We start from the raw sequence: 18,554 nt of genomic DNA, 5'->3' as shown, positions 1-18,554 counted from the left end.
AGGGCGCAAGAAAAAAGGTTAACTCTTGACCACACTGATGTCATCGCAGATGCCCAGGGCCAGGGCTTCTGGGGCTGATAACCAAACGTCTTGTGGTGGCAACAAGTTCGTGCGTATTTCTTCCCGGCCCAGACCTGTACACAATTCATAGTGTGCAATCATTCGAGCCTGGGTGAGTTCAAACTCACGCATGGTAGCAAACAACTCATGTGCCTTGCCTTCGTTGTACCAGGAGAACTGATGGCTTAGAATTGAAGTATTGGGTGTGAGTACTCGGCGTCCGTGAGTGCCAGAAATAAAGATTAGTAGTCCTGCTGATGCAATGGTTCCTAGACCCACAGTTTTTACTGGAATCTTAGAACTCATCATTACATCAATCAAGGCAAAGGCCGCACCCATGTCTCCTCCGTTGGAGCAGACCATGAGCAGTAGTTCTTTTTTCTTTTTCTTGGTCACATAGTTTTCGTACAGCAACCATTCCACAACTGGTTTGATGCTTTCATCATCCACGTCGCCCATGAAAACATACATGCCAGAGTCAGCAAGTGCTTGAGAGTGAGTTTGTTCGGTTTGAGTAGTTTCAATTATTGGCATGATCATAAAAGAGGAAAAGCGGTGTTTTTTTTGACACCGCTTCTATTTATACGCCGTTTATCTCAGCGTGGTTTGTCCAACTACAGCATTGGGTTTGGCCAGTGCTTCGTCCCGTTTTTGACGGTATTCAGCGTTGTCCACGTCCAGTAACTTGATTTCACCTGACGTTGTGGGCACAATTACAGGAGCAACTCGGCTCTGTGGAGTCAATCTACGCTCGAGTGCTGAATCAGCATCTTGCTCACGCTTTTGATCTCGAGATTCGTTTGTATCCATGTCACGCTCTGCGGCACGACCACGGATCTCTGCTTCACGTTGCATACGGCTCTGATCTCTACGTGTTTGCATTGTGTTGCTAGCGCCGGTGGGCAAACGCAATAACACATAGACCTTGTAGTACTGTCCATCATGTGTGGCTCGACTATCCACTCGTTGTGCGCCACTGAGTTCACCATTGGCATTTTTGCGAGTAACTTGCTGATAGTTTTCAATTGTGACACTTCCACGATCGGCTTTGTAACTGTTGGTCTGTGTCGTAATCCGGCTGTACATCTGTTCAACCAGTTTGCGCTCTGCGGCCATACGTGCTTTGTCATATGCCATCTGCTCGTCTGTTGATGTTGCAGTACCCACAGCAAATGTCATGTCTGCGGTATCAGGGGGCAAGTTCACAAACCAAGCAGGTGCCTGGGGTATCACACGAGCCTGCGCCTGAGGCAAGGCATAGGGATGTGCGGGTGGCGCAATCTCAACCACTCGAGCGGCCGTAGCCGGAGTGGGTGCCACTGTTTCAGCCTTTTGTGTGCTGGCACAGGCCACAAGACTCACTGCCACAGCCACAATTGATAAACGCTTGATTAACATACATACCTTTCAGGTTAGTTTTACGATAATTCAATTATACAGGATTGATCATATTTTGTCAACCACTACCCACTGATCCGTTTCTAATCTGCAGATAATACCTTGACGTGTTTGCACATCGGTTTGGGCCCATTCGGTATCCAAAAACCAACGGCACCGAGTGCCATTGTGCCAAAACTCTCGAGGATAATCTGGGTGCGGCCTAAATTGGTGCAAGCGACCTTGTGTGCCTACTGCTGTTTTTCTCAGAGTATCCATATTGGGACGATCGGTACAGACCATAGTGCTTTCACCACGCACCCCTACTGGAGCCACGTGTGTTCTTACACTGGCATCTGCTCGGCTCATGGCCACTGCACAGGCTTCCGCATCGGGTGCGTTGCCTGGCCAATCATACACGCCTGTGGCCAAGTACCACTGAGCGCCAATTCTGGCTTTGTAACTAACTTGACATCTGCGATATCCTTGTGTGGGACTGGGCACAATGTCCCGGCGAACGTCACTGCGTTCTTCGATTCGAACTGTGGCGGTGGTAGTAGTGCGATCAGTCATCACACATTCAGCCTGTGCCAGTATGGGAATCAGGGCCGCTAGTAGTAGTCGTTTCATCGGCAATAACTCAATTGGTTAAGGTGGAAGTCAATATACTTGTTGGGATTATTATGTGCAATATCATGATCCGATGTCCACGATAACGGACGGAACGTGCTTCGCATACTTGAAGCAAATTGTTCATCACGTGTTTGCCTCATGCTTTGCAACATGGCCACCTGCTGTGATTTAATTCTGCAATCAACTTGAAAGTGATTGAGGTCTCGAGTGCTCATGGGCACACGATTGGGATCAATATGATTGGCACAGCCACTAAACAGGGCGACACACATAACGCACATGCCAAATACGATGGCGGAACGATGCACGGCTGGTTTCATAATCTTCTTGCCTTTCTAGGGAGTGGCGTGGGACGCGGGATTGGGACTCTAACCAATTGATCATGGCCACTTGATTGGCACAATCATTGGGCATGGCTGTGACACTGGGCGGAGGATTGTAGTTCACAGTTGCGGCACAACCAGTCAACAACAATACGGGTAGCAGTCGACTGATCATGCCCATAGTTCCAAAGCATTGTATAACTGATCAGTAGGTACACCATGTTGGATGTAACCTTCTAGCACTAGATCAAAATAACCTTGTCCGGGCAATTCATCAGACTGACCCGGATTCATAAAGTAAACAATGGCATCTTTCGTCTCGCCGTCATGTTCTACCGTCATCTCAATGCGATTGTAGTAGTGTGGGAAGCCTTCTAGGGCATCCAGTTTCTGTAAACATTCTTCAGTGATTGACCACAGCACTCCATCTACATAACAGTCAGGCACCACTACCACATCAGCGTGAATGGCAAAACGAAACGCACTGTCTAGCAGTCGTGCTGGACCAAGACTTTGTGCTTGAGGACAACGATACGCCATCTCATGCAAGTTGGTGTTCATGCCATAGCCAAAGTAAAGTTTTGTATTCATAACCGTATTATAGCAAATGATGAATTATTGGTCAAGAGAAAGCCCCAAAATATGGGGCCTTGCAAAATGTAATACTTGCGTATTACTTTTTGGCAGTTGTGGGTTGGAATGCTTTGAAGAATTCTTGTCCGGCTTTGACATAGTCGTATTTTGTCGCGGCTTCCACTTGCTTGACCGCTTCACTAGAAAGTGTAGTGAAGGTATCCATACCAACCTTGGCGGCTCGTTTGGTGTACTCTGCTTGTGAATCAATGAATTTGATCATTGAGTCTTTGACAGTTTCGTTTGTGACGAAGGTGTTAACGATTGTTTTTTTACCGGTTTGAACGGTGTCGATGATTGTGTCTGCTATAAACATAATGTTCTCCTTAATAAGCAAGTTTGTCATAGGACCCGGCCTATCCAGCGTCCTATGTAGTATTATATATGATTTCGCAACCACAAATCAATGGTTTTCTCTAGTGAGCTGTCACTAATAAATAACTGCACAGGAGAATATTATGTTACGATTTTTAAAAAGTTTTTTTACCAAACCAACACCCCCAGACACCTTGTCACCGACAGCACCATACAAAGTGGAAGCATCCAGCACCAATTGGCCGTTTCCCCAGGCAACTGAAATTGCTCCAGAACCCGTGCCAGTGGCCACAACTGCTTCTGCCAAAAAGCCCCGGGCATCAGCCAAGCCCAAAGCGGCGCCTGTGGCAAAACCAGCAGTAGCAGCCAAAACACTACGGGTCAGAAAACCTCCGGCTGAATAATACACAAAGGAGCCAACCATGGCAGAACAAAAACAATTATCACGGTCAGAACGTGAAGCACAAATCAAAGACAAAGCCGGTTGGGTTATTGTTGTGTTGGCCGCCTTCTTGGCCATCAATACATACCTAGGCAGCGGCAATTCAAGCCGAATATTAAACGACACTATCGAAGCCAACAACACCTGGGCGTTTTACCAAGCAAAATCAATCAAGGGTACCTTGGCAGAGATGTCCTTGGATGATGCCATGGCTCGCAAGGATGTGGACAAGGTACATGCACTCAGCAAGAAGATTGCACGTTATGAATCAGACCCTGCCACCGGCGAAGGCAAGAAAGAACTCATGGCCCGGGCACTTGCCTTAGAAGCAGATCGTGCTGTGGCCAAATCACGTAGTCCTTGGTACACATTTGCTGGTAGTTTATTTCAAATTGCCATTGTGCTATTATCGGCTAGCATATTGGTCGTGAACAATCGATTGTACACTGCCAGTTTGTATGTAGGTGGCGGCGCAATTATTTTGATGAGTCAAGCAATTTGGCTTTGGATTCCTGTTGTACTTTAAACCCAGTTTAATTTGACGCCAGGATCCTGTAAATACTCTGACCCACCAGTGTAGTGGGCTGGAGTATAATAAAAGTGGATCCGTTAACACTGTTTGCCTTGGCCAACGGAGCAGTCTCCGCTGTCAAGGCTGGCTGTAAACTTTACAAAGATATCAAAGGTGCAGCCGGTGAAGTTCGGGAAGTACTCAAGGATCTTGACGACCAATTTTCCAAACTGCATCCTCCAGAAAAGCCTCCCACTGTGGCACAGAAAAATGCCTACATTCAAGAAAAAAACCGTGTAATTGAATTGAACAAAAAACAGGGTGACACCGTAGGTATCTATACTGAACTTGGTGAACACCTGGGCGCATACTACGACAATTACTACAAGTGTATGGCCATTTTTGAAGAAGAAGAAAAACACAGCCAACACGAGATCTATCAAGGTGATGCCAGCCTGGGTAAACGTGCGCTACAACGTGTGCTCATGCGCAAGCAACTAGAGCAAATGGGTGTGGAATTGCGTGAAGTAATGGTTTATCAGAGCCCAAAAGAACTGGGCGCATTACACACCGAAGTGGAACAGATGATGAAGATCATGGGCAAACAACAAAAAATACTTGTGGCCAGTCAAATGCGAGACGATCACGTTCGTGCAGTTAAGAAACGCAGACGTATGGATGCTGTATGGGCCAATGCTGTATGGGGTGTGATGGCTATTGTTATTGCGGCATCAATTGGCCTGATGTTTGCGTTTGTTATACAAGATAGAATTGAAAAATACCCTCAACTGGGCACAGACATTGTGCCCAAGACAGAAGCACAACGTAGGGCGGAAGCAGAACCTAAGCGATACGTGGGAAGATAAATCTCAGAATCAAATAAACCAATCCTGCGGCAACCAATGCAGATGATACAAAAATCAACAGAGTTATAGCCAGCACTCGGCCCACAGAATTTTCTGTTATTAGATCGGTTAGGTCTTCAAAGAAACTGCTCATATAATATATTTAGATGTACTTTGAAAAAACAAAAGCACATACATATGAGTAAATAAACTATGATAGAACTAATTGCAACACTGGTAATGACACACATTACTATCGTTTGTGTCACACTGTATTTGCATCGTGGCCAAGCACATCGAGGAATTGTATTCCATCCTGTACTAGAACACTTCATGAGATTTTGGTTATGGCTCACAACAGGCATGGTAACCAAACAATGGGTGGCCATACATCGCAAGCATCACAGGTTCAGCGATCAAGACGGTGATCCACATTCGCCACATGTGTATGGAATCAAGAGAGTTTTCTTCAAAGGAGCGGTACTATATCATGCGGCATCAAAAGATAAAGTCATGGTTGATACATACGGTGTTGGTACTCCTGCTGATTGGATGGAGCTTCACGTATACCAGCCTCACTCTAGACTTGGCATTGGCATTCTCTTTGTGCTAGACGTCTTGGTATTCGGATGGTGGGGTCCGGTAATCTGGGGCATACAGATGATATGGATACCGTTCTGGGCAGCAGGAGTCATAAACGGCGTTGGACATTGGATTGGATATAGAAATGGCAAAACTAAAGATCATAGTCGTAATATTGTGCCTTGGGGTATTGTCATTGGCGGCGAAGAGTTGCACAACAACCACCACTTGGAACCAGCGAGTGCCCGCCTCTCTAAGAACTGGTATGAGTTTGATATAGGCTGGATGTGGCTTGGCCTGTTTAGAATGCTAGGACTTGCTAGGCTTCGTGGGAACTAGGTTGTCTCTAAATATCTCCCAGGCACGATCCCATGACCAACGTTGACTACCTTGCCATACTTGATTTCTATTTAAAAACAAACAATCAGTGATGGCTTGCTTTAAGTCAGTGTTCATACAGCCCGTGACACCTTCGTCAATGACATCTTCGGGGCCTTGACATGGATATGCAGCCACAGGAGTTCCACAGGCCATGGCCTCAATCATCACAATGCCAAATGTTTCCCACTGACTAGGAAACACAAATACTTCGGCATTGGCATAGTATTCGGCCAAGTCCACTCCTGTTTTGAATCCTGTAAAGTAAACATCCGGATACTGCTTACGATAGGTTTCCAGCATGGGACCATCACCTACCATGATTTTTAAATAACCCAGATAGTCCATCTCAAGAAACTTTTCGAGATTCTTTTCTTTACTCACACGGCTCACACACAAGATATAACGACTGACTGTCGTGTGTCTATGAGTAGGATTAAAAACAGTACGGTCTACGCCGCGTGTCCACGGAACAATTTCACCCTTAAATCCGTGTGATTGCAATTCACGTACCATGGTTTCAGTTGTGGTCAAAACCTTGCCCGAATGTTTGTGGAACCATCGTACTAAGGGCCAGGTCACTGCTTCAGGAATACCAAACAGTTTTTTCAGCCCTTCAGGAAACTTAGTATGATAAGCGGTGTTATACCTATAATCACATATTGAAAGATACTTTCTAGCCCACAGACCAAGAGGACCTTCTGTGGCGATGTGGATATGATCCGGATCAATCTCTTCGATCTTCTTGCCCATCTCCCGCGGAATGGCAAGTTTGACTTCGTTGTAGCCAGGACAATCAACATGGCGGAACCGCCTGGGGTCAATATAATCCACAGTATAACCATCCAGTACCGCACAAGCCTCAATGTTCTTGTAAGTGGTGACCACGCCATTAATCTGGTCCGGTAAGTTGTCTGTTATTATCAATATCTTCTTGGTCATTTTTTTGTGTCCATGTTACAATCTCCCATTGCCCGTCATGATGTTCTACCAAGGCGGTACAGGATTCAACCCAGTCGCCATCATTCATGTATATAACGCCGTTGATCTCTTTTATTTCTGCGTGGTGTATATGACCACAGACCACACCATCAAATCCTCTTTTTTTGCAGTAGGTTGCAAGGTTCTTTTCAAAGTGAAATATGAAGTCAATGGCTTTTTTGACCCTATGCTTAAGAAACTGGCTAAGACTCCAATAACCAAAACCCATACGATGGCGGATCCAATTAAATCTGCTATTAAGCCCCAGGATAAAATCATATGCTTTGTCTCCTAAAAAACTCAACCATGGTGCCAGACGGGTAATACCATCAAACAGGTCTCCGTGCACCACTAGATAATGCCGACCGTCTGCACCCACATGTTCGCATTGATTACATATTTCCACAGTACCGAATGTGGCAGCATATGGTATCATGGGACGTAGGAATTCGTCATGATTTCCTGCCACGTATACAACTCTAGTGCCACGTTTTGCATGACCAAGAACCCTGCGAACTACATTGGTATGGCTTTGTTTCCATCTCAATCTATTTTGTTGCATCTTCCAGGCGTCAATGATGTCGCCCACTAGGTATAGGGTATTGCAGGAGTTGTGCTTTAAGAAATTGTTAAGTTCTTCTGCTTTGCAGTCCCTTGTGCCAAGATGCACATCACTGATAAAGATACTGCGATACGTTTTCTGCATCTAGTATTTAGGCAGAATTGTGTTACTGTTTTGTTACAGTTTTTGTTGAGACTCTGCCAATTGTTTTTTTAGACTGTGATAATCTTCCAACGTAGATATTACAGGAACAGTTGATTCAGCATAGGCAGGAGGTATGTTCTGCCATTCGTCCTCACCCACACCAGACACAATCATGGCAGTATATTCATGACCATCACTGGTGTGTAATTTTACTCTCTCGAAACTGTTTGGATTTCGAGCCACACTTGTTAACGCTTCTGCCAATGCTCGCAATGCGGCAGGATCTGCCACTATGTGTAGATCATGTTGAGGTTCGCTGTGTGGGTATATGTGTAGTCGGGCCATCAGTCAATGTGTGCTATGTCTTGTAGTTTCATGCGTTTGCTTTTGTATACTTTAACACATTCACTGCTGTTTGTAAAGTCCAATCGGCCTTTTCCCCACAAAATTGGTTGATCTGCAAAACTGATAGCATGTGGTATTATCACATCCAGATAACGTCCGTTGCCTGTGCCCAGAGTAGCAAAGGTTATGTAGTCTTTGGCTCCGCTTTTGAACACTCGGTAGTTGGCCACCAGTCCCAGGAATTCTACTTCACCCGGGCGTCGTATTTCTGTGCAGGCCGGAATAAATCTGCCCGAACTCCAACGACCTGTGCGAGCCAGCTCTTCACATTCGCCGCCCTCTAATGGGGCATGCACAGCACCGGCCAGTTTGGCTTCTTGATAATACACCCAACGACTGTAACTGCCTTCACAATGTTTCAAACAGGCTCTCCAGAATTGTTCAGGATTGTGTGCCTTTTGATAGGCCAGGGCCCAGATCAATCGGCCCAGATTGGTGGCATGAGCGCGGCAAAGACCAAAATGGCTGAGTTCTCGCAAGGCACTCAGTACACTGTCTCTTTTGGGATGATCTCCAATCAACTGCATGAATTCATAGATCTTTTCTTCATTGCGTTTGGCAAAGGCTCTGCGCCACATGTCTGCGGTGTACATGTCGCATTCTAAAATATCTGCTATCATGGTTATGGCATCGTCCTCAAACACCACTGTGTCTTGCTGTATGGTGTCCGCTGACCAGTCTTGAAAAGCATTAGCCTTGCGACGCCCTTGTGTGGCCACTGGTCGTATCAGTGCTGTGGCCAAGGTGCAGTCGCTCTTGCTCTTGACTTTGAGTGCTCTGAACAATCTTTTCATAGCAGGTGATTCGCCTTGTGTTACTCCCAACACGTCACCACGACCCAACAAGGCACTGGTCATTTCATCATGTTCGGGATAGTCTGTCAACGGACGTTGATCTATTTCCCATAACTGACTTAGTCCTCTATTGGCCAAAATGTCTATTTTAAAGTGCTCAAGATCTTCAGTTTCGTACTTGTCCAACAAGATCTGATTCTCACCATTGATCAGACTCCGGGGCACTGCACGGTCAAATATCAAGATGCCGCCACAATGCTTGGATATACAGCGTTTCTTGCCCATGAGTTTGGCTGTGACTCGTTCGGCCTCTGCTATTTCTTCTTGAGGTAACACTTGACTGAATTCAAATCCACGTTTGAGTGTACCTTTGGCGCCAAGTCGTTTGGCTGCTTCTCGTTTGGCTGACTTTTCTTTGTACATCACATAGTTCGAGACTCTGGCGCTTTGTCCTGGCCAGCGTTTGAATATGCGATTCATCACAGTGAGTTGTTGCCAGTGCGGAAAGTCTAGATCAATGTCAGGAAGGTCGTCACGTTTGGGATTCATAAAACGTGCTATGGGAATGTTTTCTGCCACAGGATCAAGATCACTGATACCCATGAGCCAGCATACCAGGCTAGATCCTGCTGAGCCTCTGGTGATGTGTGGAATGTCTGTGGTGAGATCCAGTATTTCTCTCACACGTAAAAAGTGTCTTGAAAAGTTTTGATCTCTTATGAGTTCTAATTCTTCTGCCAGTCTGTCTGCGTAACATTGATCTTGGGGTAATTCTCTTCTAAATTGATTTACTAATTGTTGGAGTTCTATATATCTATCCATTTTGTGCTGCCTTTTAGTTGCCTTAGGCAGATATTTATAGAATGGTTTTTGGATGATAAAATTTTAGGCTGGCTATTTTGTCGCAAACATTTGATCCACAAAGTCCAACAATAGTGTGTGATGCTGGCCTCTGTGATATCGACCACGCATCCAAGAGTAACTGTCGTACCAGAATTGTTCGCTTTCAGGATGGCATCCTATCAAGCCAATGTTGTTTTGTATAATGGCCATGGCGTCACCATTCATGTATGTGGCCATGGTTCGAAACTTGGTTTTGTCACCTACCAGAGCACAGCCATCATAAAAAAACATGTTCCAAGGCTCAATGTTTCCCCAACGATCGCGCCATAGTACGGGCAAGTTCTTGGCATGTGGTCTATGTGTATCTGTGCCGGGACGGCGGATATATTGTACTGCGTCTACCCCATCCAAGATATTGAGGTATTCGCTGCTGGCCCAGTAAGCACCCATACAAATGCCCAGGTATCGACCGCCGCCAGCGAGAAATTGTTGCACACGTTCGGCATTGTGTTTGAAAAGTGATTCAAATGAATCAGCATCACCAAACCCGCCGGGCACAGCAATCATGTCCACATCATCAAAGAACACATCTTCCAGTTTGTTTTTACCAAATATTTTGAATTTGTAATGATCACCCAGGGCTCGCATGAGCCCATTACCGCTTTGCACACTACATTTAGGGTCGTGCAAGAACAAGGCTATGGTGGGTTTCATTCAGTATTTAGTGACCGTGATTTTTTGACAGTTTTATGACACAAAAAAAATACCCCAAAACTTGGGGTATCTGCTGGTTACGAGTTCCAGCGCCACTCTATCGTTGTGGTCGGTTATTTTTATTTATTGCTGTTGATATTACACAAATATTACACCGTGAATTGTTAATCGTGTGCCTGCTTGTATATTCTATAATACTCTGCCACAGGTGCTTGATCAAAGTCGTCCCACCCCAGCCACTCATACAATGCCTGTATGTTTTGTAACCATTTTGATTCTGATTTAATTGCCAAATCAAGATCAAACTCATAGGCATCAGGACTGGGTTGCCACATACCTAATTGTTTTTCTTTATCACCAGACGTTAAATTAGTTTTTTTTATTTCTCTCCACTGTCTTGCCCAGGCCCAAGCCACTACATTAATGTATTTTACTTCGGGCCAGTGGCATGTAAAATGACTAGTATGTGGATGAGAATGGGCTCCGTGTGTGATCCATAGTCCCTGTTCAGCGGCATGATGTACCACTTGGGGTATGTCCTGATCAGTGTGTTCCTCGGCCAACTTAAATCCAAATAGTCTTTGACTACCTAATTCATAGTTTACCCAATTATGGTCAATCACGTGCGGTGGTATAGTTTCAAGTACCCAGGCAAGTTTTTGCCGATAAAAGTCTGAGTCCACAGTGGCTGTGAGTTGCCAGGCCACATATTTTTGATCTCTAAGAACACAGTGCCTACTGAATCCTAGACAGTTTTGTACAAAGTTTCCGCCAGCGCCTGGAGAATAGTTTACAGCAATAATACGACCATTCTTGATCATACTGGTGCCAGCATTCTAATTAGACCCACGGTGTCAATGCTGACTAACAGGATGTAGTTGGCCAACATACCAAACGATTTACGAGTCCAACTAGCCCAAGCGTACATAGCACAACCCATAATCCAAATAGGGTAAAGTACAACGAGAGGGGGATTAGGTACAGTGGCAGCCATCGTAATACTGCACCCAATAGACACAGCCCAAGCCAATACTTCCACGAAGAACCTAAGCGGGTTAGTTCTGTAGTCACTTCTTATCCAATCAAAGATGTTGAGAAATATATTGTTCATAAAGTTGTTCACTTGCCAAGTTCTTGCCCTTGGCCTCTACTTGTATATCAAACTGGTCACGAAAGTCCAGTACCCAGGCATTCACAGCCCGATTCCAACAGAAGTCACTGTGTGCTCGGAGTTTCTGCTTCTTATAACCTCTAGCAAGAAGTTCAGCAAGGTCTGGTCGAACTCCTGAATCATGGTCGACAAGAATATCTTCGCGGCTAGTACTAAAATGCATTGCAGGGCGAACGCCGCGCCAAGAGTCAATAACCCTACTTGTACGAACGTCCTGCGGTTCGATGTATTCGCCTGAGTTGATCCAGTGGTGGTGTACATCCAACACAAGAGCCACATGCTGAGCCACAGCCAAAGTAGTGTCCAATCCATTTGTCATCTCGTCATTCTCGATGGTTATCAAGTTCCTGGCCTCTGGAGTGAGACGACCCAAGGTCTTCAGGAATTTAGCGGGGCCACCTTTACCCGATAAATGCACGTTAATTTTAAATCCATGATCGTGCCATGCGGTACCATAGCCCATCCAACGAGCCATGTCTGCATGATACTCAAACTCCAAGATACTGCGTTCTACAATCTCGTCGCTCTCACTTGCCAGCACACAAAACTGTCCAGGATGGAAACTCAGTCGCACACCAAGACGTCTTGCGGTTTCGCCCACAGGAGCAAATATCTTTTCACAGTGATCTTGAATTTCACGTCGTTGCCACCAGGTGATCCAATCTTTCTCAGTATAGCCCTGTAGCATTTCACTGCCTAGACGTACCATACGTCGACCTTGGGGCAGGGTGGCCACACGCTCGATCATTTTCACAGCCGCTGACGCATTGTGGTTCATGATGTCCCACTGGCGTTGTTCAGCCTCGTCCTTGTGCTCGCGGAGCCAGCGCATGGTAGTCGATCTGCCGTTTAGTTCACGGTCCTTTGCATTGACTTTCATGCCCCCACATTCTGAGGGGTCATTGAGCCATTTGCAACAAAAGCCAATTCGAGGTGTGTTCATGCTGTAATTATACAGGATTTTAAAATAACAGTCAACCGCGTTCTAGGTCTAGTGTAACACAATGGAAACCACCACCCAAAGTACGTGAATGGCGCAGTTCCAAAGGTATCACTTCAAACTTATAGGATTTGAGTGTTTTGATCAATTCGGTTTGGTTTCGATCGCATATGACTGTGTGTGGATCCACCACTAACATGTTCATCGCTATCCATTTTGATGCATATGGATACTCGTGAAACCCTTGTGCTACCACTTCATTTATCCAGATCTTTTGCCAACCATCAAATACCTTGGGTACTGTATCAAAATTCACACGACTGGCATTGAGCATGACTAGGCCTTCACGCAAGGGCACAATGGTTGAGTCAATATGCACTCCTGCGTAAAAATTACACAATTCAATTTCAACATCAGGAAATTGCTCACACAACCAATCATATGCCTTGCGATTGCCACTTGAGGATTCCAAGAACAACATCCGGTTGCCTAGTCTGCATACATTGGCCGCATCCAACACAAAGCCTTCGTTTCTGGGCATGAAGTGGTAGTGTTCTGCTTCGTCCACAATGTCATGATAGCATTGTAGTTCCATGTCTCTACAGGGATACATCATGGCAGGATTTATAATAGTTGAGCCATACACAAGAAGCCTGTCACGTGGGCAATAATTGTACATGCCATCGTGGACCTGGAAGTTGAGTGGATCCGGACGTATTACTTCTACGCCTAGGCTCATCAGGGTCGTTGCTAGACCATCCAAATCTTCGTTGGCTTCGTCAATTATCCACTGGGGCACAGGCCCACGTGGAACAGGCGTTTCAGTCCAGGTTGTTTTTTCTGATTCTTTTGCAAACACCGGATCATTTACAGGCCAGTTGGCATGAGTGGCCGAACCTACTACTATACGTTTTAGTGGACTCCACTCATTGCGACTTAGTATCATAGCCATCCAGTAATCTGTAAGGTATATCTTGGTTCGAGACCCATGTTGGCAGCCATGTGTGGTGCATCGTAACGCCACTCAACTACATCTCCTGCTCGCCAATCAGTTTTGGCTGTGCTATTATATTCTGCATAATGTCCAGGTTTCCAATCCTCCAAGAACACAATGGCTCTGCGTATGCGTTGTTCTTGGCCCTGAAGATTGAACAACTCCACGTAACGTAGATACAGATCACTGTGAACAGGAAGAGTTGTACCTGTGGACATCCTGTAGTAACTGGTTCCAATATCTTTCCAGCCTAGTTCAGTGTAGATGTTAATAAAACATTCATTCCATGTGGGTTGTGGACTGCGCATGTCGCACATGTCCCCGGTGAACTTGTTGGCATACCCTTGTGACATCCAATTCTCAATGCTGACAAGGTCATTGAAGTGTTCATTAACATAGTTGAGTTGTTTAAACTCATCATCCCAAAATTTAGGAATGTGATATTTAAGAATTTCGTGTGTTGCCATATGGTATTACTGTTAGGCCTTCTATTGCAGGAAGTTTACGCCACGGATCAACTATCACACTATTTCTTGGAATTGCACAGTAGGGCAGTGTATCAGGTTGATCACCGGTGTACTCATATGTGATTTTTCTATTGTGTGCCCATAGTATAACAGCGGGCTCTGCTAGTTCCGTAATAACTTCTGCAGGATCATCTGCTAGTGGATCTAGATATCTCACATCATGTCCTGCTTGCTTAACATAGTGTCCAATCAAGGTGGAATACGAACCAACACAGTACGGCACCTCTGGTTTGTATGCTTTGCCGTGAATCACAATACTCATACCATGTTGTTTAGATTGCTCAACCAGGAACATGGCCAAGTTCTTGGCTTGCATTTCTCTGGCATGCATCACTGTGGCAAACAAGTCGTAGCCAATGTCGTATTCTTCGGCCAACCAACGCAGAGCAATGTTGTCACGTGGATGGCATGCACCTGCATCTCCCATACCTGCAGTCATGTATTTTGGTCCCATGATACGCATGGTCGAACGTGCTAAAGCGTTTGTGACTACGTCAACGTCGATGTTGCCAATCTTCATTGAAAAGTCTTGAATCATGTTGACCAAGCCAATCTTGGCCGAGATAAATGTGTTGTAGAATATTTTTATTGCCTCACATTCATCCCAGGTACCAATTTCATAACGTGGATCATTTTGCATCACAGTATTGTATAACTCGCGAAGTTCACCGGCCAGTGCGTTGGGGTTGCCATCTTCGGTTCCGATCATGATCATTTCAGGATTGACCATGTCCCACTTGACTGAACCCATGGCAATCAAATAAGGGTTGTATAAAAACTGGTGTTGGCGAGCTAGTCTAGGAACAAATTCTCTGCGTGTGGTTCCTGGTAGTACTGTGGAAATCAACACAACTTTTTTAGACTCTCGAGCATGAACATTGATTTTGTTGATGGCATCAATCACAGCATCGTATCCAAAGTCTCGAGGCTCCATGTGAGAACTAGGAACCGAGCCGTCATATCCTTCTGCATGCGGTGTAGGCACAGCAATAAAGATCCACTCACTTTCATTCACAAGTTCATCAATATCACAAACTTTTACTGAGTCGCTGGCACGTGGGTAAATATCGTAGCCCCTGACTTCATGATTCTCTGCCATGACTTCAGCACAATCAAGACCTAACTTACCGATCCCAATAAATCCAATTTTTTTCATATGAGCGTACCTTTAGACAGATTATATAATTTTTTGCAAGATGTTGCAAGTCGCGATCATGTATTAATTTATCGCTTTTATCCACACGGCTCAAGAAAAATCAGTGACCTAAACATGATCAATACCTTGGACAGCAAAACTTTTGGCGAAAGAAAACCAAAGAGTTCAAAGTTTGTTTTTTGTCATGACCAGGAACCTTTGAATTTTGATTTGTACACTTCGCCCGACATGCTTGATGAACTTTTGGATGTCACTTTTCTCGGTAGTAGAATGTTGAACCCTGAGTTAACTGAAAAATGTCGAGAATTGGTCGAACAACTGGCCCCAAAACTGAATATTAGAATTGTAGGGATTGCGTATAATCTTTGGCTCAAGCCGGTGCTACTGGTTCACTCTGAATTGCGAAGTCCGGAATATCTTAAATATCAAACGGAAAATTTCATAGGAGTATATTGGTGGTGTCATGCTGTACTTGCCAGAGATTGGTTTAGATATGCTGAACATGATCCATTATTATCAGTTGAAAAACAGCCCAGTAAAGATTTTTTAATTTATAATCGTGCCTGGTGTGGCACTAGAGAATATAGATTAAAGTTTACTGAGTTATTGGTCAAACACAATCTCGTGACACAATGTCAAACATGGTTTAATCAAACCGACGATGAGCATAGATATCAGGATCATGTGTTTAAAAATCTCAACTTGCAGATCAACAATTATGATTTGCACACGTTCTTTGAACCAACTCAAGCACCCAGCACGTGTAGTGCAGATTATTCTACCAACGACTATCAACAAACTGCAATTGAAGTGGTACTAGAAACTCTGTTTGATGACAAGAGATTACAATTAACAGAAAAAACATTACGACCAATTGCTTGCGGACAACCATTTATACTTGCGGCCACTATAGGCAGTCTAGAGTATCTACGATCCTATGGCTTCGAAACATTTAGCCCTTGGATTGACGAAACTTACGACACTATAGAAGATCCTGCACAGAGACTTGAAGCCATTGTTCAGGAGATGCGTCGTATCGCTGACCTAAGTGCGGCCGAAAAAACTTTGTTATATACCAGTCTCAAGGAGATCTCAATCAGAAACAAACAATTGTTTTTTAGCGATCAATGGCAACAATCAATTATTGATGAATTCAAACAAAATTTTGATCAGGCCTACGATCGTCTTGAAAGAGCCATTACATACCCTACTCAATCTTTGGGCAATACTCCGTCCCAATCAGCAGGGGGTTCTGACTCTTTAAATTTTAACACCCTGTCAGATAGGTTGGTATAGAATGTGTCTAGTTCTCCTCCCCACCTTCCTACAAGTCCAGTAATAGCCTGCTCACAATAGTTCCATTCTCGAAGTTTATAGTATTTTATAACATCCTCGTGTATCTTTTTATAAGATTCCATGTTAGCAAATTCACTAACAGCGGGTTTTTCAACCAAGCAATAGGCTGTTATTGTTTCAGTTTCGCCGGTACGACGAAAAGTATCTAGTTCAAGCAAGATATAGTGGTCTGGGATAGTGTTGATCGAGTCGCCAAATATAATGTTCATTGCGTTTCCTTTTAAATATGTATCATGAGTTTAGCATTTGATTTAATTTCTGATTTACATATAGAGACCTGGCCCGAAGAATTTGATTGGACCTACCAGGCCACAAGCCCTGTGTGCATTGTGGCCGGCGACGTTACTCGAGATCCAGATATTTTGGTACGCACTCTTAAACATTTGGGCAAGTGTTACCAGGCTGTGTTTTACATTGATGGCAACGACGAGCACTACACACAACTGGAAGATTTGGGCCACAGTTATAGTGATCTTACCCGGCGTCTGCGTCGTATTCCCAATGTGGTTTATCTCCAAGACAACGTGATCATAGTGGATGGTATTGCTATTCTGGGTACCAACGGTTGGTGGGGATTTGATTTTGATCTCGGCATTGATCCTGAACAATCTGCACAATGGGCACAGGAAAGATATTGCATTAGTGAGGCAGCCACCAAAGGCATTGCCAGAATGAGCAATACAGATGCCACATACATGATCTCCAGCGTGGCTAAGTTGCAAACACACAAAGATGTTCAAAAGATTGTGATGGTCACCCATACCGTGCCCGATCCTGCGCTGGTAGCACATGACATAGATCTAGAGGGTACCATGAGATTCAACACCATGGGCAACAGACTCATGATGCAGGCCATGGCAGCCGATACTGAAAACAAACTGCATACCTGGTGCTTTGGTCACTATCACGGTAGTGTAGATCAGGTCCGATCAGGAATCCGATTTGTGAACAACTGTCGTGGCCGTGGAGATACAACTTACGCCAAGCCAGTGTATTACCCCCAACGAATAGTTGTAGAGTTTTAAACTACGCCTTCGGGCTCAACCCTGATCTGCAGAGGATAACTTTGAGCGCGAGCCAACATAGTAACTTCAATGCCCTTTTGTTCGGCAATCTCATAAGGTAACACTGCCACACAGGCCGATCCAGCATCGTGAATATCAGCAGTGATAGTTTGAGCAGTTTCTACAGTATAATCAAAATACTGCATCAACGATTCAACCACAAATTCATATGTTGTTTGATTATCATTGAGATATACCACACGGTACATGGGTGGTTCTTTAAGATCTTCAGCAGGTTTAATTCGTGTTCTTGTGTCGCTTTGTGCCATTTTGATTCCTTGTTGTTCAGTAGCGGGTGGATCCCGCTACTGTATTTACACTATATTATATTACGCTGTGTAGGTGATTGCAATGGTCTTTGGCTTGGCGTCTTCTGGCACTTCACGTCGCAAGTGAACACTTAGAATACCAAGTTCAAGATGAGCATTGCTGATTTCCACATGATCCGCAAGTTGGAATTCTCTACGGAAATCTCTATTGCTAATACCTTTGTGCAAATAGTTTGGCACGATGTTTTTGCTATCGGGGTGATACTCTTTGCCTTCAATAATCAAGAACTTTTTGTCCTTGGTGACTGAAAGATTGTCATGTCCAAATCCAGCCACAGCAAGACTGATCATGTACTCATCTTCATTGATTTGCACAATGTTGTAGGGTGGATAGTTTGAGGTGGATTGTTGAGTACTCACACGCATGAGATCATCAAACATGTTATCGAAACCGATACCAAATTTGTGAAGTGCGGGAATGTCGAAAGAACGAAGGGTGAGAGTTTTTGTCATTTGTTTTCTCCTTTATATAAGC

General features: G+C 44.6%; 24 protein-coding genes. 5 read left to right on the top strand and 19 right to left on the bottom strand.

Going from position 1 to position 18,554, the window contains the following annotated elements:
* Positions 1 to 18: 18 nt before the first annotated feature.
* The 7 genes from ABW391_RS24390 to ABW391_RS24360 all read right to left on the bottom strand — a co-directional run bounded on the left by ABW391_RS24390 (position 19) and on the right by ABW391_RS24360 (position 3,765).
* Complete coding sequence (locus ABW391_RS24390) at positions 19 to 600, bottom strand: ClpP family protease (RefSeq protein ID WP_353484517.1); 582 nt, start codon at positions 598 to 600, stop codon at positions 19 to 21.
* A gap of 51 nt (positions 601 to 651) precedes the next feature.
* Positions 652 to 1,458, bottom strand: a complete 807-nt coding sequence (locus ABW391_RS24385; protein WP_353484516.1) for a hypothetical protein — start codon at positions 1,456 to 1,458, stop codon at positions 652 to 654.
* Positions 1,459 to 1,506: 48 nt separating this feature from the next.
* A complete protein-coding gene (locus tag ABW391_RS24380) occupies positions 1,507 to 2,067 on the bottom strand; it encodes a hypothetical protein (protein WP_353484515.1) in 561 nt (186 codons plus the stop codon).
* A gap of 255 nt (positions 2,068 to 2,322) precedes the next feature.
* A complete protein-coding gene (locus tag ABW391_RS24375) occupies positions 2,323 to 2,568 on the bottom strand; it encodes a hypothetical protein (RefSeq protein WP_353484514.1) in 246 nt (81 codons plus the stop codon).
* On the bottom strand, positions 2,565 to 2,984 hold the full coding sequence (locus tag ABW391_RS24370; RefSeq protein WP_353484513.1) for a gamma-glutamylcyclotransferase family protein: 420 nt from the start codon (positions 2,982 to 2,984) through the stop codon (positions 2,565 to 2,567). Before ABW391_RS24370 ends, ABW391_RS24375 begins: the two co-directional genes overlap by 4 nt.
* 82 nt (positions 2,985 to 3,066) lie before the next feature.
* Positions 3,067 to 3,249, bottom strand: coding sequence for a hypothetical protein (locus ABW391_RS24365; protein WP_353484512.1), 183 nt, complete (start codon positions 3,247 to 3,249; stop codon positions 3,067 to 3,069).
* A 207-nt stretch (positions 3,250 to 3,456) separates the two neighbouring features.
* Entirely contained in the window at positions 3,457 to 3,765 is a 309-nt protein-coding gene (locus ABW391_RS24360) for a hypothetical protein (RefSeq protein WP_353484511.1), read from the bottom strand.
* On the opposite strand from ABW391_RS24360, the gene ABW391_RS24355 reads away from it, so the two are divergent.
* The 3 genes from ABW391_RS24355 (at position 3,764) to ABW391_RS24345 (ending at position 6,060) form a co-directional block, all read left to right on the top strand.
* Positions 3,764 to 4,309 carry a DUF4337 domain-containing protein gene (locus ABW391_RS24355; RefSeq protein ID WP_353484510.1) on the top strand — a complete coding sequence of 182 codons (546 nt, stop codon included), beginning with the start codon at positions 3,764 to 3,766 and terminating at the stop codon, positions 4,307 to 4,309. The genes ABW391_RS24360 and ABW391_RS24355 overlap by 2 nt on opposite strands.
* A gap of 74 nt (positions 4,310 to 4,383) precedes the next feature.
* Positions 4,384 to 5,160, top strand: coding sequence for a hypothetical protein (locus ABW391_RS24350; protein WP_353484509.1), 777 nt, complete (start codon positions 4,384 to 4,386; stop codon positions 5,158 to 5,160).
* A 192-nt stretch (positions 5,161 to 5,352) separates the two neighbouring features.
* On the top strand, positions 5,353 to 6,060 hold the full coding sequence (locus tag ABW391_RS24345) for an acyl-CoA desaturase (RefSeq protein WP_353484508.1): 708 nt from the start codon (positions 5,353 to 5,355) through the stop codon (positions 6,058 to 6,060).
* On the opposite strand, the gene ABW391_RS24340 is transcribed toward ABW391_RS24345, so the two are convergent.
* The 10 genes from ABW391_RS24340 to ABW391_RS24295 form a co-directional block, all read right to left on the bottom strand.
* Entirely contained in the window at positions 6,031 to 7,041 is a 1,011-nt protein-coding gene (locus tag ABW391_RS24340) for a glycosyltransferase family 4 protein (protein ID WP_353484507.1), read from the bottom strand. The genes ABW391_RS24345 and ABW391_RS24340 overlap by 30 nt on opposite strands.
* Entirely contained in the window at positions 6,992 to 7,786 is a 795-nt protein-coding gene (locus tag ABW391_RS24335) for a UDP-2,3-diacylglucosamine diphosphatase (protein ID WP_353484506.1), read from the bottom strand. The genes ABW391_RS24340 and ABW391_RS24335 overlap by 50 nt, the downstream gene beginning before the upstream one ends.
* A 33-nt stretch (positions 7,787 to 7,819) precedes the next feature.
* On the bottom strand, positions 7,820 to 8,077 hold the full coding sequence (locus ABW391_RS24330) for a hypothetical protein (RefSeq protein WP_353484505.1): 258 nt from the start codon (positions 8,075 to 8,077) through the stop codon (positions 7,820 to 7,822).
* A 53-nt stretch (positions 8,078 to 8,130) separates the two neighbouring features.
* Positions 8,131 to 9,807 carry a DNA polymerase III subunit alpha gene (locus ABW391_RS24325; protein WP_353484504.1) on the bottom strand — a complete coding sequence of 559 codons (1,677 nt, stop codon included), beginning with the start codon at positions 9,805 to 9,807 and terminating at the stop codon, positions 8,131 to 8,133.
* Positions 9,808 to 9,879: 72 nt separating this feature from the next.
* The gene (locus tag ABW391_RS24320) at positions 9,880 to 10,542 is read right to left on the bottom strand and encodes a BPL-N domain-containing protein (RefSeq protein ID WP_353484503.1); all 663 of its coding nucleotides are present in this window, start codon (positions 10,540 to 10,542) and stop codon (positions 9,880 to 9,882) included.
* Positions 10,543 to 10,706: 164 nt separating this feature from the next.
* A complete protein-coding gene (locus ABW391_RS24315; protein WP_353484502.1) occupies positions 10,707 to 11,363 on the bottom strand; it encodes a hypothetical protein in 657 nt (218 codons plus the stop codon).
* A gap of 261 nt (positions 11,364 to 11,624) precedes the next feature.
* Positions 11,625 to 12,593 (bottom strand): apurinic/apyrimidinic endonuclease family protein, encoded by a 969-nt coding sequence (locus ABW391_RS24310; RefSeq protein ID WP_353484501.1) that lies wholly within the window; start codon positions 12,591 to 12,593, stop codon positions 11,625 to 11,627.
* Between the two features lie 94 nt (positions 12,594 to 12,687).
* Entirely contained in the window at positions 12,688 to 13,599 is a 912-nt protein-coding gene (locus ABW391_RS24305) for an inosamine-phosphate amidinotransferase 1 (RefSeq protein WP_353484500.1), read from the bottom strand.
* Positions 13,596 to 14,114 (bottom strand): hypothetical protein, encoded by a 519-nt coding sequence (locus ABW391_RS24300; protein ID WP_353484499.1) that lies wholly within the window; start codon positions 14,112 to 14,114, stop codon positions 13,596 to 13,598. The genes ABW391_RS24305 and ABW391_RS24300 overlap by 4 nt, the downstream gene beginning before the upstream one ends.
* Positions 14,092 to 15,330 carry a Rossmann-fold NAD(P)-binding domain-containing protein gene (locus tag ABW391_RS24295; RefSeq protein WP_353484498.1) on the bottom strand — a complete coding sequence of 413 codons (1,239 nt, stop codon included), beginning with the start codon at positions 15,328 to 15,330 and terminating at the stop codon, positions 14,092 to 14,094. Before ABW391_RS24295 ends, ABW391_RS24300 begins: the two co-directional genes overlap by 23 nt.
* On the opposite strand from ABW391_RS24295, the gene ABW391_RS24290 reads away from it, so the two are divergent.
* Complete coding sequence (locus ABW391_RS24290; protein ID WP_353484497.1) at positions 15,331 to 16,626, top strand: hypothetical protein; 1,296 nt, start codon at positions 15,331 to 15,333, stop codon at positions 16,624 to 16,626. It begins immediately after the preceding gene.
* 293 nt (positions 16,627 to 16,919) lie between these two features.
* Complete coding sequence (locus tag ABW391_RS24285) at positions 16,920 to 17,711, top strand: metallophosphoesterase family protein (protein WP_353484496.1); 792 nt, start codon at positions 16,920 to 16,922, stop codon at positions 17,709 to 17,711.
* Here the strand turns inward: ABW391_RS24285 and ABW391_RS24280 are convergent.
* Both ABW391_RS24280 and ABW391_RS24275 read right to left on the bottom strand, forming a co-directional pair.
* The gene (locus ABW391_RS24280; RefSeq protein WP_353484495.1) at positions 17,708 to 18,019 is read right to left on the bottom strand and encodes an ATP-dependent Clp protease adaptor ClpS; all 312 of its coding nucleotides are present in this window, start codon (positions 18,017 to 18,019) and stop codon (positions 17,708 to 17,710) included. The genes ABW391_RS24285 and ABW391_RS24280 overlap by 4 nt on opposite strands.
* A gap of 60 nt (positions 18,020 to 18,079) precedes the next feature.
* A complete protein-coding gene (locus ABW391_RS24275) occupies positions 18,080 to 18,532 on the bottom strand; it encodes an Hsp20 family protein (RefSeq protein ID WP_353484494.1) in 453 nt (150 codons plus the stop codon).
* Between the last annotated feature and the right edge of the window lie 22 nt (positions 18,533 to 18,554).

Source organism: Haliscomenobacter sp. (assembly GCF_040403615.1).
Classification (GTDB): Bacteria; Bacteroidota; Bacteroidia; order Chitinophagales; family Saprospiraceae; genus Haliscomenobacter.
This window is presented reverse-complemented; position numbering and strand designations above follow the sequence as displayed.

Coding starts and splice junctions, on each gene's coding strand:
- ABW391_RS24390 (WP_353484517.1), bottom strand. CDS start 600: ATGATCATGCCAATAATTGAAACTACTCAAACCGAACAAACTCACTCT.
- ABW391_RS24385 (WP_353484516.1), bottom strand. CDS start 1,458: ATGTTAATCAAGCGTTTATCAATTGTGGCTGTGGCAGTGAGTCTTGTG.
- ABW391_RS24380 (WP_353484515.1), bottom strand. CDS start 2,067: ATGAAACGACTACTACTAGCGGCCCTGATTCCCATACTGGCACAGGCT.
- ABW391_RS24375 (WP_353484514.1), bottom strand. CDS start 2,568: ATGATCAGTCGACTGCTACCCGTATTGTTGTTGACTGGTTGTGCCGCA.
- ABW391_RS24370 (WP_353484513.1), bottom strand. CDS start 2,984: ATGAATACAAAACTTTACTTTGGCTATGGCATGAACACCAACTTGCAT.
- ABW391_RS24365 (WP_353484512.1), bottom strand. CDS start 3,249: ATGATCAAATTCATTGATTCACAAGCAGAGTACACCAAACGAGCCGCC.
- ABW391_RS24355 (WP_353484510.1), top strand. CDS start 3,764: ATGGCAGAACAAAAACAATTATCACGGTCAGAACGTGAAGCACAAATC.
- ABW391_RS24360 (WP_353484511.1), bottom strand. CDS start 3,765: ATGGTTGGCTCCTTTGTGTATTATTCAGCCGGAGGTTTTCTGACCCGT.
- ABW391_RS24345 (WP_353484508.1), top strand. CDS start 5,353: ATGATAGAACTAATTGCAACACTGGTAATGACACACATTACTATCGTT.
- ABW391_RS24340 (WP_353484507.1), bottom strand. CDS start 7,041: ATGACCAAGAAGATATTGATAATAACAGACAACTTACCGGACCAGATT.
- ABW391_RS24335 (WP_353484506.1), bottom strand. CDS start 7,786: ATGCAGAAAACGTATCGCAGTATCTTTATCAGTGATGTGCATCTTGGC.
- ABW391_RS24325 (WP_353484504.1), bottom strand. CDS start 9,807: ATGGATAGATATATAGAACTCCAACAATTAGTAAATCAATTTAGAAGA.
- ABW391_RS24320 (WP_353484503.1), bottom strand. CDS start 10,542: ATGAAACCCACCATAGCCTTGTTCTTGCACGACCCTAAATGTAGTGTG.
- ABW391_RS24315 (WP_353484502.1), bottom strand. CDS start 11,363: ATGATCAAGAATGGTCGTATTATTGCTGTAAACTATTCTCCAGGCGCT.
- ABW391_RS24310 (WP_353484501.1), bottom strand. CDS start 12,593: ATGAAAGTCAATGCAAAGGACCGTGAACTAAACGGCAGATCGACTACC.
- ABW391_RS24305 (WP_353484500.1), bottom strand. CDS start 13,599: ATGATACTAAGTCGCAATGAGTGGAGTCCACTAAAACGTATAGTAGTA.
- ABW391_RS24300 (WP_353484499.1), bottom strand. CDS start 14,114: ATGGCAACACACGAAATTCTTAAATATCACATTCCTAAATTTTGGGAT.
- ABW391_RS24295 (WP_353484498.1), bottom strand. CDS start 15,330: ATGAAAAAAATTGGATTTATTGGGATCGGTAAGTTAGGTCTTGATTGT.
- ABW391_RS24290 (WP_353484497.1), top strand. CDS start 15,331: ATGAGCGTACCTTTAGACAGATTATATAATTTTTTGCAAGATGTTGCA.
- ABW391_RS24285 (WP_353484496.1), top strand. CDS start 16,920: ATGAGTTTAGCATTTGATTTAATTTCTGATTTACATATAGAGACCTGG.
- ABW391_RS24280 (WP_353484495.1), bottom strand. CDS start 18,019: ATGGCACAAAGCGACACAAGAACACGAATTAAACCTGCTGAAGATCTT.
- ABW391_RS24275 (WP_353484494.1), bottom strand. CDS start 18,532: ATGACAAAAACTCTCACCCTTCGTTCTTTCGACATTCCCGCACTTCAC.